Source organism: Bartonella sp. AP30XZML, assembly GCF_042195945.1.
GTDB lineage: Bacteria > Pseudomonadota > Alphaproteobacteria > Rhizobiales > Rhizobiaceae > Bartonella.
On record NZ_JBHIPJ010000109.1, the window covers coordinates 120,593 to 136,995 of the forward strand.

Genomic DNA, 16,403 nt, shown 5'->3' on the forward strand with positions numbered 1-16,403 from the left:
TTATGTTTAAAACATTTGATACAATTTTTAAAGGTGCAACACTTGTGAATCATGATGGAAGAAGCAAGCGTGATATTGGTATTACAAATGGTCGTATTGCTGAAATAGGCGACCTTACATGTGCATCGGCTAGTGAGGTCATTGATTGTACGGGGCTTCATATTTTACCAGGAGTTATTGATAGCCAAGTGCATTTTCGTGAGCCAGGAAATGAATATAAGGAGGATTTGGAAAGTGGCTCGTATTCTGCTGTGTTAGGGGGTGTTACGGCAGTTTTTGAAATGCCTAATACCAATCCATTGACAACATCAGAAGAAACATTAAGCGATAAGGTTCAACGCGCATTTCATCGAATGCATTGTGATTTTGCATTTTGGGTTGGAGGAACGCGTGAAAATGCTCATGAACTATCTGAATTAGAAAGACTTCCTGGTGCGGCTGGAATTAAAGTTTTTATGGGGTCCTCTACCGGTGATCTTTTGGTTGATGATGATGAAAGTGTACGCCTTATTTTGAAGAATACACGCCGTCGTGCGGCTTTTCATTCTGAAGATGAGGCGAGGCTCAAAGAGCGTAAAATATTGCGTATTGAAGGGGATGCATCGTCACATCCGATTTGGCGTGATGAAGTTGCGGCATTAAAATGTACGCAGCGTTTGGTAAAAATTGCTCATGAGACGAAGGCTCGGATTCATGTGTTACATCTTTCGACAGAAGAAGAAATTGATTTTCTAAAAAAACATAAGGATGTTGCAACAATTGAAGTGACACAACATCATTTGACGCTCACGGCTGATGATTATAAGAAGTTTGGTACATTAATTCAGATGAATCCGCCTATTCGTGAGCCGCGCCACCGTGACGCTCTTTGGTACGGTGTTCAACAAGGAATTATTGATGTCTTAGGTTCAGATCATGCGCCTCATACTCTTGAAGAAAAACTTCAACCTTATCCCTCTTCACCTTCAGGTATGACAGGCGTGCAAACAACAGCAGCAATTATGTTGACACATGTGAATGCAGGAAAAATATCTCTTGAACGTTTTGTTGATCTCACTTCACATGGCCCTAGTCGTATTTTTGGTATAAGTTGTAAAGGGCGCATTGCTGTTGGGTTTGATGCTGATTTAACCATTGTTGATCTTAAGCGAGAAGAAATTATTACGAATAGCTTAATTGGTTCGCGTACCGGTTGGACACCTTATGATGGTCAAAAAGTTAAAGGTTGGCCTGTTGGGACTATTATCCGTGGTATGCGCGTTATGTGGGAAGGTGAAATTGTTACACCTTCACAAGGAGAGCCTGTTAAATTTATAGAAACTTTGGTGTAAAAAAAATTAAAATTATAAGTATGCCGTAAAATACCATCTTTTAGAGTGGTGATATAGGGTATGTCAGCCTCTTTGGCACATAAGTGTTTTTTTATGCGTGGTAAATATTTTTAGGCTTGTTTTTAGAAACTATGAAGCAAATTACATGAGTGGGAAGCCAAGAGGAAACTTATTCAACAAGAACCTAGATTATTTACAGAGCAAATTTAGTTAAAAATCTTTGTCCGTTAAAGTGTGGGGAGGAAGCCAAAGAACAGTTTTGTATGGGGAAAAAGGCGCATATGAATAAAAGCGTATCAAGACATTATTCTTTAAACGTCTCTCTATTTTCAGAGCTGGTTTATTGCTCCCCGCATTTGTGAAAGGAGTATCATTGATATCGCTAAGATTGAGAGAGCTACTTTTTGTATAGATTAATTATTTATAATGCATGAGGAGGTTTTCAGATAAAATTCTTCCTTCCTCAATGTATCTTTGGTTGGCTTCAATGGCTGCTTGTGTACAATGATGATAATTTTCTGAGAAAGCACGATACGCTTCATTAAACGCTTCATAAAAATAAGCACGTCTTTGTGGAATGGGGCGTTCTGCTTCAATCAGTGCATTCATATAGTCATACCATTGGTTTGTTGGAGGCTCGCAAAGATTTTGGAGAGAATGCAATGATCCCAAAATTTCTGCTAGTCGGAGTAATTTTTTTTCATAAGGTGGAGATTGTTGTGCAAAGGTTGGCATTGAAATGACAAGAAATATTAAAATAATGATGTTTATCAATCTATTATGCATTATTTTTATTGCTTTCTTTGAATAAAACTCTGTAAAGATAAAATAATTTTGTCATGAGAACGGTGTAAAAAATAAAGTTAATTGCTACATTATTCTCAATTATTGATTATAAAATATAGGGCGTAAGAGGTAGTAAGGAACCCATTGTGGAATATTGAAAATACTGACGAAGCTTTGTGTGGTTAAAAATTTAAGATTTTCTGCCTGCAAGCTATCTATTTTTCACATAGATTTATATTGTATTGCCTATAGATTTTTTTCTAAGCTCATTTTCTTTAAGGAGGGAAAGCATCTCTAATGATAGAACGCTTTTGTCCAATCAAATAAAATAGATTGTTTTTATGATAAACGATGAATACAGCCGTAAATACAATGGGAAAATGGTAAGAAGAATTTACTATAAGATACAAGTTTTTAGCTTAAACCGCGTAATACAATGATTTGAGATAAGATACATCTAAAAGGATCGGTGCATAATATCGTCCATGGAGTCAATAAATGAAAGAGTTGCGATTTTATAATACGCTAACACGTAAAAAAGAAAAATTTACACCAATAGATGCGACAAGAGTACGTCTTTATGTTTGTGGACCGACAATTTATGATTATGCGCATATAGGAAATGCACGTCCTGTTATTGTTTTTGATATTTTATTTCGCTTATTGCGTCATGTTTATGGCAATGAGCATGTTCTATATGCGCGTAATATTACAGATGTCGATGATAAAATTAATGCACGAGCAGCTAGCGAATATCCAAACGTATCATTGAATGAGGCTATTCGTCACTTAACAGAACGTACATATTCTCAGTTTCAACAAGATACCATAGCACTTGGTTGTCTGTTGCCAACCAGTCAGCCACGCGCCACTGAGCATTTAGAGGAGATGCGCTCTTTAATTGAAAGGTTGCTTGAAAAGGGGCACGCTTATGAAGCGGAAAATCATATATTATTTTCTGTAAGTAGCATAAAAAATCCTCCCCATTATGGGGCATTTGCAAATCGTTCTTTAGATGAAATGAGGGCGGGGGCGCGTATCGATGTTGCTGCTTATAAAAGGGAAGAGATGGATTTTGTTTTGTGGAAGCCTTCTGTGGAAGGAGAACCAGGTTGGGAATCACCGGGCGGAATTCCTGTTTTAGGTCGTCCAGGTTGGCATATTGAATGTTCTGCAATGTCAATGGCAAAGTTATTAGCGCCCTATGGCGGTGGTTTAACCTGTGATGATCCGACCGCCAATGTTTTTGATATCCATGGTGGTGGAATTGATTTAATTTTTCCTCATCATGAAAATGAGATTGCACAAAGTTGTTCAGCTTTTGGGACGGAGCGAATGGCTAATTTTTGGATACATAATGGTTTTTTACAAGTTGAAGGCAAAAAGATGTCGAAAAGCTTTGGCAATTTCATAACTATTCGTTCTATTTTAGAGAATAATTTGGGGGAGTTTAATGGTATTTTAACCGATGAAATGAAGCAAAATTGGGCTGGTTTGTCTGCGCGTTTTTCGATGTTGCAAACGCATTATCGTGAACCATTAAATTGGACAGCACAGCGTTTAATACAATCGAGCAGCGAACTGTATCGTTGGTATGAATGGCTTCGCAGCAAAAAGAGTGAGATGAAAAACAATGAAGCAATTGATGATACTTTGATAGATGCACTTAGTGATGATCTTAATACTCCAAAAGCACTGACTCTTTTGCGAAAATTTTATAAAGAAGGAAATGCTTTGGCTCTTCTGAATGGGATGAATTTATTAGGATTGTTAAGACAAGAATGGATTAAAGAAATAGATTGCCCATTATTTATGAGAAAAACTTTCCTTGATACAAAATTTATTGATCAGCGCATTGCCGAAAGACTAAGACTTATCCATAATAAAGAGTGGGAAGCTGCGGATACAATTCGTGATGAGCTTGCAGCCGAGGGGGTTCTTTTAAAAGACAGTAAGGATCCGCAGAGTGGTGAGCGCATAACTGTGTGGGAAATAAAACGATTTTAATTTCTCTATTCCTGCAGCTTCATAAAAAAGGAGAATATGATGGAATTTTTATATCATTATGGATATATCGCGCTTAAACTGGCTGTAGGTCTTGTTGCCTTCTTATTTATTTTAAGAACGACGGGGCGGGGGAGTCTTAGTCAGATGACACCAGTTGATTTGGTCAGTAATTTTGTCATGGGAGGTATTATTGGAGGAGTTATTTATAATCAGAATATTAGTAGCATTCAATTATTGCTTGTTTTATTCATCTGGCAAACCTTGATTACATCTTTTAATTTTATTGCACGCTATTCAGTTTTTTTTCGTCGTCTTATTGCAGGGCGGAATGTCACATTAGTTTTAGATGGAGTTTTCCAAATGGATAAGATTAAGAGCTTAGGGATCAATATTAATGATCTCATTACGATGTTACGTCTTAAAGGGTGTCACTTACATGAAGCTGCTTTTGTTCGTTTGGAAACCAATGGTGATTTCACTGTCATTAAAAAGGAAGAGGGAAAGAAATCGACGATTTTAATAGAAAATGGTGAAGTTATTGATGAGGGACTTAAAGAGATTGGTAAAACAAAAAAGTGGCTTCAGGCAGAATTGAAAAAAAAACATGTAAAAGTTGAAAGTTTATTCGCAGCAGAGTGGTATGAAAATATAGATCAAAATAATAAATTGTATAGTGGATTATTTCTTGTTCCTTTTTCAAAAACAGTCTAACTTCAAAAAACGGGTAGGTATAGCTTATTGGAAGCTCCGTAATGAAGAGATGAATCTATAAACAACCACAGAGGGTATTTTACCTGTTTGTGCGGATGATAGAGAAGTAAGGACTTTATGAAACGCAATGAAATGACAAAAACTGTATCATCAGATACAGGGAGAACTCTGCACACACTTTACAATTTATGGCCCTATATGTGGCCAGTAGGTCGGCGTGATCTAAAAATGCGTGTGTTGTGGGCAATATTTTATCTTGTTTTGGCTAAGCTCGTTCTCATATCTGTACCGTATTTCTTTAAATATTCTACGAATGTGCTTGATTCAAGCTTTCAGCCACCTAAATGGTTCCCATCCAGTTGGATTATTCCCATCATGCTCGTTTTGGCATACAATGTCGCGCGTATTATGCAGGCTGGATTAAATCAATTACGCGATTCTCTGTTTGCCACTGTTGGTCAATACGCTGTTCGTCAATTAGCTTATAAAACCTTTGTACATATGCATGAGTTATCTTTGCGATTTCATTTGGAACGCCGAACAGGTGGGCTTTCTCGTGTGATTGAGCGTGGAACAAAAGGAATTGAAGCGATCGTAAGATTTTCAATTCTTAGTACAGTACCAACAGTTTTAGAATTTATATTAACGGCACTGGTATTTTACATAAGTTATGGGTGGCATTATCTTCTCATCGTTGTTGCAACAGTTGGATTATATATCGTGTTTACCATTAAGGCGAGTGATTGGCGTATTCGCATTCGGCAAAAAATGAATACAGCGGATACTGAGGCGAATACTCGCGCTGTTGATTCTCTTTTGAATTTTGAAACGGTCAAATATTTTGGTAATGAAACTCTAGAAGCCGATCGATTTGATGCTTCTATGGTAGGTTATGAAAAAGCCGCAACAAAGATTTGGACATCGTTAAGCTGGCTTAATTTTGGTCAGACTCTTATCTTTGGTATTGGAATGACGATCATGATGCTGATGTCAGCTTATGAAGTTTTTTATAAGACACAAACTTTAGGAGATTTTGTTTTTATTAATGCGCTTTTAATGCAACTTTCCATTCCACTAAATTTTATTGGTTCAATGTATCGTGATATTCGACAAGGTTTAACGGATATTGAAGCAATGTTTGATCTTTTAGATGTTCAGAAAGAGATCGTTGATAAATCGGATGCTAAACCGTTAGAGATAAGCGATGGGACCATTTGTTTTCATCAGGTAAAGTTTTCCTATGATTCGAGACGTCAGATTCTCAGAGATATTGATTTTGAAGTTCCTGGAGGAAAAACAGTCGCTATTGTCGGTCCATCGGGTGCCGGTAAATCTACTATTTCTCGGTTGCTTTTTCGGTTTTATGATGTTGATGCAGGCTCTATCACAATTGATGGGCAGGATATTCGTGACGTAACACAAAAGAGTTTGCGTGAAGCGATTGGCATGGTCCCACAAGATACGGTGTTATTTAATGATACAATTGCCTATAATATTTGCTATGGGCGTCCAAGTGCTACAGATGAAGAGATGCGCAAAGCTGCTGAAATGGCACAAATATCAAAATTTATTGAAATTTTACCGGAAGGTTTTCAGTCTATGGTAGGAGAGCGAGGTCTCAAATTATCAGGTGGTGAAAAACAACGCGTGGCTATTGCTCGGACACTTTTAAAAGCTCCTCCACTTCTTATTCTAGATGAAGCAACGGCGGCTCTTGATACGGCGACGGAACAGGAAATTCAACAAGCATTGGATATTGTAAGCCGTGGACGTACAACATTGATTATTGCTCACCGTCTTTCTACTGTTATCAATGCGGATGAAATTTTAGTTCTTAAAAGTGGTCGTATTATTGAAAATGGGACGCATACAGAGCTTTTACGCAAGAAAGGTCTTTATGCTTCAATGTGGAATAAGCAGCTTGAAGCATCGCAAGCGGAAGAAAAATTACGTAAAATGCGTGAAGAAGATGAGACGAGTGTTGTTAATCGTAAAAAATAAATAGAGCAAAATGTAATCTATATCTTTATATGGAGTGATTGATTAAATACATAAAAAGACACAAGAGGAACAAAAAGCTTTGTTGCTTGTTTAAGTTTACGATGAATAGGAAATTATATGAGTATTCTGCAATCTTTCCATAATAGCTTTGTACCGGTTCATAAAGAAGGTTATCCTTTTATTGTAGCGTTTTTTGTTATTTCGCTCATTCTTGGTTGGATATGGAGTCCGTTGTTTTGGTTTGGTCTCGTTCTCACGGTGTGGTGTGTATACTTTTTCCGTGATCCAGATCGTGTGATCCCTTTGAATTCAAATTGGGTTATGTCGCCTGCAGATGGGCGTATTTCATTTGTGGAATCATGTGTTCCACCTGAAGAATTAGGATTAGGGAAAGATGAAATGATCCGTATTTCCATTTTTATGGATGTTTTTTCATGCCATATTAATCGTATTCCTATCAGTGGTACAGTAGAGTCTATCGTTTATCAGCCAGGTCGATTTACTAATGCTGACTTTGATAAAGCTAGTCAGTTTAATGAGCGTAATGGGGTGGTAATTGATAGCAAACATGGTAAAATTGGTGTCGTACAAATAGCGGGAATGTTTGCGCGCCGGATTGTTTGCTGGTCAAAAGAAAACGATGCCGTTATGACTGGTGAGCGATTTGGATTGATTCGTTTTGGTTCTCGCCTTGATGTTTATATACCAACTGAAATGAAATTGCGTGTTGCAGTTGGACAGACAGCAATTGCTGGAGAAACAGTTTTGGGTTCTTTTGATGATAAGAGTGCCACAACGGACTTCAGATACGATTAGGACTCACAATGAAAAATTTTTCGCCATTTTCTTCATTCAATCCTGAGGGGCAGCATGATGATGTTGCAAATCGGCGGCGTTCACCTACATCAATGCGGTATGTCATTCCTAATATCATTACTATTTTAGCAATTTGTGCAGGGATGAGCAGCATTCGTTTGGCTTTTGAACATCGCTATGAAGCTGCTATTTTAATGGTGCTTTTGGCCGCAGTTTTAGATGGTGCTGATGGTCGCATTGCCCGTTTAATAGATGGTAGTTCATCTTTTGGGGCACAGATGGATTCTCTTGCTGATGTTATAAATTTTGGTGTTACCCCTGCACTCATTGTTTATTCTTTTATCTTGAATCAAGCAAATCACATTGGTTGGGTTGCTGCCCTTGTTTATTGTGTTGCTTGTTGTTTGCGATTAGCACGTTTTAATGTGATGTTAGATAATCCCAATATACCTAAGTGGCAGAAAAGTTATTTTGTTGGTGTTCCAGCACCAGCAGGAGCATTATTACTTTTATTGCCTACCTATTTAGGCACTCTTGGTTTGGTCCCCAATTGGGGGTGGGCATTATTTTTTAGTCTTTATACTGTAATTATTGCTTTTCTTTTGATTAGTCGTTTACCGGTATGGAATGCAAAAACAATTGATCAAAATTTAAGGCGCGATATCGTTATACCGTGCATGTTGGTCATTGTTATTTATGTCGGTTTTCTTGCGACTTACACATGGGAAACTTTATTGATTACAGCTGTTAGCTATATGATTTTTCTCCCTTGTAGTTTTATCGCTTATAATAAACGTGCTACTTTAGAAGAGAAAAAGGCTGATGCTAAAGCTATCCAAGAATTATAAAGTGCTTCATTCTTCTGTCGAAAAGCACAGGAAAAAGAGAGAGTCAAACGATTTACTTCTCATATGATGATCAATCAGGTACATGATAATCTACAAACCGATTTTTATGGACATTAAAGAGTTTTCCAGTTTCCTTTAAATCAGGTGATAACAAATGGACTATCTTTTTTGCAACCTCTTGTGGTGAAGGGAGAGTTTGTGGATCTTCACCGGGCATAGCTTCAGCGCGCATGGCAGTGCGTGTGGCACCAGGGTTGACACAATTAATCTTAATAGGGGTTTGTTTGAGTTCTTCTGCCCAACAGCGGGCAATCACCTCTAAAGCCGCTTTAGAGGCTGCATAAGCTCCCCAGAAAGGGCGCGCAGCATGCGCAACGCTTGAGGATAACAGGATGGCTCGTCCAGCATCAGATTCACGTAATAAAGGCTCAACGGCTTTCATTAAGCGCCATTGGCTGAAAAGATTTATTTGAAAAACATCTTCAAATACCGTGTTTTCTATATGCGCTATTGGTGAGAGTGTTCCAAGAATTCCTGCGTTTGCAACGATAATATCAAGTTTTTTCCAGCGTTTGGCAATTGAGATAGCAAGGGTATCGATGTTTTCCATATGATGCAAGTCAAGGGGAACAAGGGTTGCATGAGCCCCTTTTTCTCGGATTTGATTATCTAATTCAGTAAGTCCACTGACTGTTCGTGCAAGAGCAATAATATGAGCGCCGTGTGCAGCAAGCTCGAGTGCCAAATAATAGCCAATCCCTCTTGATGCGCCAGTAACAAGTGCAACACGCCCATGGAGACTAAAGTCACGTTTTGTCATCATTAATCTCTTGTTTTAAGAACAGATGATTGATGAATTTTGGAGAGATTTTCTTGATCAACCAGATGCGTAGGATAATATCCAGTAAAATAATGGTCAGTAAATTGTGGATCGGCGTTATTCCGTTTTTCCCCTGCTACAGCAAGATATAACCCATCCGTTGAAAGAAATTCTAATGAATCTGCTCCAATAAAATCACACATAGATTTTAAATTTGGATATTGATTTGCTAAAAGGTTTTCAGCTTTAGGTGTATCAATACCATAAAAGTCAGGATAAAAAATCATAGGGCTAGAAATGCGCATATGAACTTCTTTTGCTCCTGCATCGCGAAGCATTCGTACAATTTTAAGGGATGTTGTTCCACGTACAATAGAGTCATCAACCAGAATAACACGTTTTCCTTCAATCACAGGACGGTTTGCCGAATGTTTTAACTTGACGCCAAAAGCGCGAATTTGTTGTGTTGGTTCGATAAAAGTGCGGCCAACATAGTGATTACGAATAATACCAAGCTCGAAGGGAATTCCAATTTTTTGTGCATAGCCAATTGCAGCAGGCGTTCCTCCATCAGGAACAGGAACCACAACATCACCCTCACAAGGGGCTTCCTGTGCTAAACGGCTTCCCATATTTTTGCGTATTGTATAAACACTACGCCCTCCAACGATTGAGTCTGGGCGGGCAAAATAAACATATTCAAACAAGCAAAGTTTTTCTGGTTTTGTATTTTCTGGTTTTATAATTTTTTTCGTAATTTCCCCATTTTTTTGTATTTCACATATGATGATTTCTCCATTTTTAACATCACGGACATATTTTGCTCCAATAATATCAAGAGCACAAGTTTCAGAACAAAAGATAGGCTTACCATCAAGTTCCCCCATCACGAGAGGTCTAATTCCTGTTGGATCGCGTGCCGCAATAAGTTTTGTACGTGTGAGCGCTAACATAGCATACCCACCTTCTACTTGCCGAATCGCATCAACAAAACGATCAGAGGACGATTCATAACGTGAGCGGGCAATAAGATGGAGAAAAACTTCTGAATCCGACGTTGATTGACAGATAGCACCAGAAGCGATGAGTTCACGGCGTAATGTGAGACCATTGGTAAGATTACCATTATGCGCAATAGCAATACCTCCAACTTTCAATTCAGCAAAAAGGGGTTGAACATTGCGTAATGCCACTTCTCCAGTTGTTGAATAACGGGTATGTCCAATAGCACGATTTCCTGGTAAGCGTGCAAGTGTTGCAGGGTTTGTATAGTGATCTCCAACAAGACCTAAATGCTTTTCTTGATGAAATATTTTATTATGGTAAGAAACAATCCCAGCTGCTTCTTGCCCACGATGCTGAAGTGCGTGGAGTCCAAGAGCTGTTAATGTTGCGGCATCTTCATGCCCAAGAATACCAAAAACTCCACATTCTTCATGAAGGGTATCATCATCTAATGAAAATTCTTGACAGAAAACATCGCTTTTTATCATCATATTCTTTCAGTTGTGATATGGAGGAATCATTAATATCACATTTTACATCATTTAGTTCTCTTTCCTCATGAAAAACTATTCTCTATTTTTTGAAAATTATCTTTTCATGAGAGTGTTGCTCATACGTATGTTTATTGCTGTCTTTAAACAAATTTTCCGTCTTTTCGAGAACAGATCCAATATCTTTTGGGAGTATTTCCCAAACTTTTTGTCCCAATGAATCTAAAATAGGCCTTGTTTTTGCATTTTTTAACCAATTCGCTTGAAGCTCGGGTTTAATCAGTGCATTAAGCAGTAACATACCGATGACCATGATAAGTAAACCACGAAGTGCTCCAAAAATAAAACCAATAGCACGGTCAAGGATACCAATTCGACTATCAATAATAAAATCAGAGATCTTCATTGTAATAATTGAAGTAATAATGAGAACAACAATAAAAATTGTGACCAATGTTGTGATCAATGCAATCATTTTATTAGAGAGATATTGTTCAAAGAAAGGTAAGACAGGTTTGAATAAAAACAGTGTCGTAACAGCTGCAACTGCCCAAGAAATCAACGATAACACTTCACGTGAAAATCCTCGAAGCATAGCAAGAAAAGCGGACAACAGGATGATTACTACGACAATTCCATCAAGGATTGTTATGATCATTTGTTTGTTCCTTATACATAAAGTTGTGTTCTTTTAAGTCTGTGTGCAAATATATTTTTTGTTATGCCATTTTTTGTTCTTATAGCAAGGATCTTTTGTATTTTATAGAGTTTTTTCTATATTATCATATCTGTGGTGCAGATCATTTTTTACTTACGGTAAGAGTAGCAACGAGTTCGGGAAGGTCGGAGAAAGTTTTTTGTTGAAAGTTGAGCGACTTCATCATTTCGGTTGTTGTTGTGGGGTGAAAGGCTCCTTGAAAGCCGAGTTTTTTTGCTTCATTGATGCGCTGTGCTGAATGTGCAACAGCGCGGGTAGCTCCTGAAAGACTAACTTCACCAAAATATACATAATCCGTTGGCAATGCGATATTGGCAAGAGAAGATACCAAAGCAGCGGCTACAGCTAAATCAGCAGCGGGTTCTGATATGCGATATCCACCTGCTACGTTCAGATAGACATCATGCTGTCCAAAACGAATGCCACAATGGGCTTCTAAAACGGCAAGAATCATAGAAAGGCGATTTCCATCCCATCCGACAACCGCACGTCTTGGTGTCCCAAGGGAAGAAGGAGCAACAAGCGCTTGAATTTCTACGAGTATCGGGCGAGTCCCTTCCATTCCTGCAAAAACAGCAGCGCCTGGTGCTTTTTCATTACGTTCCCCTAAAAATAATTCAGATGGATTTATCACTTCGCGTAATCCTTTATCAGACATTTCAAAGACACCAATTTCATCTGTTGGTCCGAAGCGATTTTTTACAGTTCTAAGAATGCGATAATGATGTCCTCCTTCACCCTCAAAATAGAGAACGCCATCAACCATATGTTCAACGACTCGAGGACCAGCAATTTGTCCATCTTTTGTAACATGCCCAACAAGAACAACGGCGGCTCCTGTTTTCTTGGCAAAGCGGATCATTGCCTGAGCACCGATACGTACTTGTGTGACAGTGCCAGGTGCTGAATCTGCTGTATCTGACCATAGGGTTTGAATCGAATCGATAATCACCATATCAAGGTTTTTATGTTCGCTTAAGGTTGCCAGAATATCTTCAACATTGGTTTCAGCAGCAAGTTTCACTTCTGTATTGTTAGCTTCAAGCCTTTGCGCGCGCAGACAAATTTGCGCAATAGCCTCTTCACCTGAAACATAGATGACATTATATCCTTTACGTGATAAAGCAGCGGCTGTTTGTGTCAGCAATGTTGATTTACCAATACCCGGATCACCTCCAACAAGGAGTGCTGATCCACGGACAAAGCCCCCACCGGTAACACGATCAAGTTCAGCAATACCAGAATGAATACGTGGAGCATCTTCGATATTTCCAGAAAGAGATGTGAGTGTGACAATGCGTCCTTTACGAGCATTCTGCTTAGGACCACTTCCTATGCCGCTATTTATAGTTTCTTCGATAAGAGAATTCCATTCCCCACAAGCGCTACATTTCCCTGCCCAACGAGAATGGATGGTTCCGCAATTTTGACAGATAAATTGAATACGATTACGCGCCATATCGATTTAACCAATTTGCTCTGGAAGATAATCATTATCTTCCAGGTCACTGAATCGTGTGAAAGAAGACTGAAAGGCAAGTGGCACGATTCCTGTCGGTCCATGACGTTGTTTTGCAACAATAACATCAGCTTTTCCAAAAACTTTGTCCATTGTCTCTATCCATTTCATATGTTCAAGGCTACCGAACTTTGGTTCTTCATTTTTGAGGTAATATTCTTCGCGATAGACAAACAGAACGATGTCGGCATCTTGCTCAATAGAACCAAATCCACCTAAATCTGAAAGTTTTGGGCGTTTATCTGTTCTGTTTTCAACTTGATGTGAAAGTTGTGAAAGAGCAATAATAGGGATATTTAATTCTTTTGCTAAAGCTTTTAATTCTGCAGTGATTTCTTGAATACGATATTCAGATGTGTATTTTAAATCACTTGTCATGAGTTGGATATAATCAATAATTAAGACATCCAAACCATGTTTTTGCTTGAGACGCCGAGCACGGGCAGCCAGTTGTGAAACTGATATTCCTCCAGTTTGATCAATATAAAGGGGTGCCTTTTGGAGCTGATTTACCGTACGAATAATTTTTGAAAATTGTTCATCTGAAATATGACCACGTCGAATATCAGAAGAAGAGACTTCCGTTTGTTCAGAAATAATACGTGTTGCAAGCTGCTCTGAGGACATTTCAAGTGAGAAGAACCCTACAACGCCGCCTTCATTTTCTTGGATATTACCATTATGATTATAAGCATTGGCAATATTAAAGGCAATATTGGTAGCAAGTGAAGTTTTACCCATACCAGGGCGTCCCGCAAGGATAATTAAGTCGGATGGTTGTAATCCTCCCATTTTTTCATCAAGTGTTTGAATATGAGTCGCTATCCCTGATATTTGCGAAGAGCGCTTTTTTGCAGCACTTGCTATATCAACAACTCTTTTGATAGCTTCATCAAGACTGTCAAATCTACTATCGCAGTCTTCTTTTTTTTCTAGCATAATTATACACTTTCCTTTTGTTAGATATCAGTTTTTATGCAATTTTATATCAAGAATATTTTGCATGTTGTAGAATTTTCTCTGTGCTGTAGTATTTAAAACACTGCTTGTTTTTTATATTGCGGTAACTAGGGTAATTTTTCAGATAGATTAGAAAATATTTTTGTTAAAAGGTTAGAGGTTGTCCTATAAAGAGGAAAGTTTCTGATATTCTACATAATAGTCAGCCTTGCACAACAGCAGCAATTATTTTTGAATTTAAAAACAAGAAAATGAGTGTCTTGTGAGAAGGAGTTTTGTAAAAGAAGGAACAATATAGAAAGATTTAGATTAGCTATGGATTTTAATATATGTACCCCACTTACAACATTAAGAGATGTGTTATCATTTCATGCAAGAAGAATGTTATTAAATAGCAAATAACGGCGGCTAGAATCATTGAAAAATGATTCTTTGTAAGAAATTTCATTCTTGATAAGAACTACATTTTTTAATGAGAAGAATGGTTTCACAATTTTGACAGATAAATTGAATACGATTGCGCGTCATGTTGATTTAACCAATTTGCTCTGGAAGATAATTACTATCGGCCAGATCACTAAAGCGTGTGAAGTCAGATTGAAAGGCAAGGGGAACGATTCCTGTCGGACCATGGCGCTGTTTTGCAATAATAACATCAGCTTTTCCAAAAGCTTTGTCCATTATTTCTAGCCATTTTTGATGTTCCAAAGTGTTTAGTTTTGGTTCTTCATTTTTGAGATAATATTCTTCGCGATAGACAAACAGAACGATGTCGGCATCTTGCTCAATTGAACCAGATTCACGTAAATCTGAGAGCTGTGGACGTTTATCTGTTCTATTTTCTACTTGACGTGAAAGTTGAGAGAGAGCGATAATAGGAATATTCAATTCTTTCGCTAATGCTTTTAATCCTGTGGTAATTTCTGTGATCTCTTGAACACGATTTTCTGATGAACGCTTTGAACTGCTTGTCATGAGTTGGATATAGTCAATAAACAAGATATCTAAACCATGTTGCCGCTTGAGACGCCGCGCACGAGCAGCTAATTGCGTAATTGATATTCCACCAGTTTGATCAATATAAAGGGGTGCCTTTTGTAGTTGGTTCACCGCACGAATAATTTTTGAAAATTGTTCATCTGAAATATTACCACGCCGAATATCAGAAGAAGAGACTTCTGTTTGTTCAGAAATAATACGGGTTGCAAGCTGTTCGGATGACATCTCAAGTGAGAAGAATCCTACAATGCCGCCTTCATTTTCTTGGATATTGGCATTACGATTATAAGCATTAGCAATATTAAAGGCAATATTGGTAGCCAGTGAAGTTTTACCCATACCAGGGCGGCCCGCAAGGATAATTAAGTCAGATGCTTGTAATCCTCCCATTTTTTCATCAAGTGTTTTAATATGGGTGGCTATCCCTGATAATTGTGAAGAGCGCTTTTTCGCAGCACTTGCCATATCGATAGCTTTTTTAATAGCCTCATTAAAATTTTCAAATCCACCTCCATATTTCCCTTTTTCTGCTAGCTCAAATAACTGATTTTCAACAGTTTCAATTTGTTGGGTAGGCGTGAGTTCTACAGGAGCATCAAAGGCTGTATTGACAACTTGAGTTCCAAGGTTAATCAAAGACCGTCGGATAAAAAGATCGTAAATGACGCGTCCATAATCTTCAGCGTTAATAATAGTGACTGCCTCTGTGGCTAAGCGAACAACATATTGGTATACAGTAATATCTCCAATTTTTTCTTCCATTTGGATATAGGGCTTGATTGTAACTGGATCTACACGTTTTCCTGTTTTAATAAGATGAGATAAAACATGATAAATTTTTTGATGCAATGGTTCAAAAAAATGTTCTGGTTTTAGAAAATCTGAAACGCGGTCAAGAGAATCATTGTTTATAAAGATGGCACCAAGCAATGCCTGTTCAGCTTCAATATTATGCGGAAGTTGCCGAAAAGAAGGAGAATCCTCTTTCTTTGAAGAGCTGACATTAACAACGTTAGTTTCTTCCATAATATTTTTCCACTAAAATTCTAAGTCTAGCTACTTTAGGCGATAAATTGAAAATCGTATAATTAAAAGAATAGAGCGACAAATCTTCATTTTAAGTTAAAATTATATAATTTTTTGAAACTCTCTTTTCGTTCCTCATTTATCATTTGTGTATTATTTATATAACGTCTATCTATTTTATTTTATAATATGTGATTTTAAAGTGGAAGTTTTGCTACTCTAAATTTAAGTATTTTTAAGTTACTTAACCTTAAAATTCCAATATCTGTGTAAGTAGAATTATTTTTTTATAACTGAAATTATTTCAGATCATGTGAGGATATAATCAACTTAACGCTCATACAAACTTTAGCCTTAAGGGTAGA

Annotated in this window: 12 protein-coding genes and 1 pseudogene; 6 read left to right on the forward strand and 7 right to left on the reverse strand. The window is 37.7% G+C overall.

Annotated elements, in window-relative coordinates; all coding sequences use genetic code 11:
* The first annotated feature begins 2 nt into the window (after positions 1–2).
* Complete coding sequence (locus tag ACFIL2_RS08405) at positions 3–1,331, forward strand: dihydroorotase (protein ID WP_375634150.1); 1,329 nt, start codon at positions 3–5, stop codon at positions 1,329–1,331.
* Between the two features lie 417 nt (positions 1,332–1,748).
* On the opposite strand, the gene ACFIL2_RS08410 is transcribed toward ACFIL2_RS08405, so the two are convergent.
* Complete coding sequence (locus ACFIL2_RS08410; protein ID WP_375634148.1) at positions 1,749–2,117, reverse strand: TIGR02301 family protein; 369 nt, start codon at positions 2,115–2,117, stop codon at positions 1,749–1,751.
* Between the two features lie 498 nt (positions 2,118–2,615).
* Between ACFIL2_RS08410 and cysS the strand changes: the two genes are divergently transcribed.
* From cysS to pssA, 5 genes are all read left to right on the forward strand, one after another.
* A complete protein-coding gene (gene cysS / locus ACFIL2_RS08415; protein WP_375680268.1) occupies positions 2,616–4,124 on the forward strand; it encodes a cysteine--tRNA ligase in 1,509 nt (502 codons plus the stop codon).
* A 39-nt stretch (positions 4,125–4,163) separates the two neighbouring features.
* Positions 4,164–4,835: a DUF421 domain-containing protein gene (locus ACFIL2_RS08420; RefSeq protein ID WP_375634302.1), complete on the forward strand. Its 672-nt coding sequence runs from the start codon at positions 4,164–4,166 to the stop codon at positions 4,833–4,835.
* Between the two features lie 117 nt (positions 4,836–4,952).
* Positions 4,953–6,836 carry an ABCB family ABC transporter ATP-binding protein/permease gene (locus tag ACFIL2_RS08425; protein ID WP_375634144.1) on the forward strand — a complete coding sequence of 628 codons (1,884 nt, stop codon included), beginning with the start codon at positions 4,953–4,955 and terminating at the stop codon, positions 6,834–6,836.
* A gap of 117 nt (positions 6,837–6,953) precedes the next feature.
* Positions 6,954–7,652: a phosphatidylserine decarboxylase gene (locus ACFIL2_RS08430; protein WP_375676873.1), complete on the forward strand. Its 699-nt coding sequence runs from the start codon at positions 6,954–6,956 to the stop codon at positions 7,650–7,652.
* 8 nt (positions 7,653–7,660) lie between these two features.
* Positions 7,661–8,500, forward strand: coding sequence for a CDP-diacylglycerol--serine O-phosphatidyltransferase (gene pssA / locus ACFIL2_RS08435; RefSeq protein ID WP_375634140.1), 840 nt, complete (start codon positions 7,661–7,663; stop codon positions 8,498–8,500).
* Positions 8,501–8,570: 70 nt separating this feature from the next.
* Here pssA and ACFIL2_RS08440 read toward each other — a convergent pair whose 3' ends face one another.
* The 6 genes and pseudogenes from ACFIL2_RS08440 to ACFIL2_RS08465 form a co-directional block, all read right to left on the reverse strand.
* Positions 8,571–9,320, reverse strand: a complete 750-nt coding sequence (locus tag ACFIL2_RS08440) for an SDR family NAD(P)-dependent oxidoreductase (RefSeq protein WP_375634301.1) — start codon at positions 9,318–9,320, stop codon at positions 8,571–8,573.
* A gap of 2 nt (positions 9,321–9,322) precedes the next feature.
* Entirely contained in the window at positions 9,323–10,816 is a 1,494-nt protein-coding gene (gene purF / locus ACFIL2_RS08445; protein ID WP_375634138.1) for an amidophosphoribosyltransferase, read from the reverse strand.
* Positions 10,817–10,898: 82 nt separating this feature from the next.
* Positions 10,899–11,474, reverse strand: a complete 576-nt coding sequence (locus tag ACFIL2_RS08450) for a CvpA family protein (RefSeq protein WP_375680269.1) — start codon at positions 11,472–11,474, stop codon at positions 10,899–10,901.
* Between the two features lie 142 nt (positions 11,475–11,616).
* Positions 11,617–12,993, reverse strand: coding sequence for a DNA repair protein RadA (gene radA, locus ACFIL2_RS08455; RefSeq protein ID WP_375612937.1), 1,377 nt, complete (start codon positions 12,991–12,993; stop codon positions 11,617–11,619).
* Between the two features lie 6 nt (positions 12,994–12,999).
* Positions 13,000–13,944: pseudogene (locus ACFIL2_RS08460) on the reverse strand (DnaB-like helicase C-terminal domain-containing protein); the annotation flags it as partial.
* Between the two features lie 603 nt (positions 13,945–14,547).
* The gene (locus tag ACFIL2_RS08465) at positions 14,548–16,038 is read right to left on the reverse strand and encodes a replicative DNA helicase (protein WP_375617652.1); all 1,491 of its coding nucleotides are present in this window, start codon (positions 16,036–16,038) and stop codon (positions 14,548–14,550) included.
* Between the last annotated feature and the right edge of the window lie 365 nt (positions 16,039–16,403).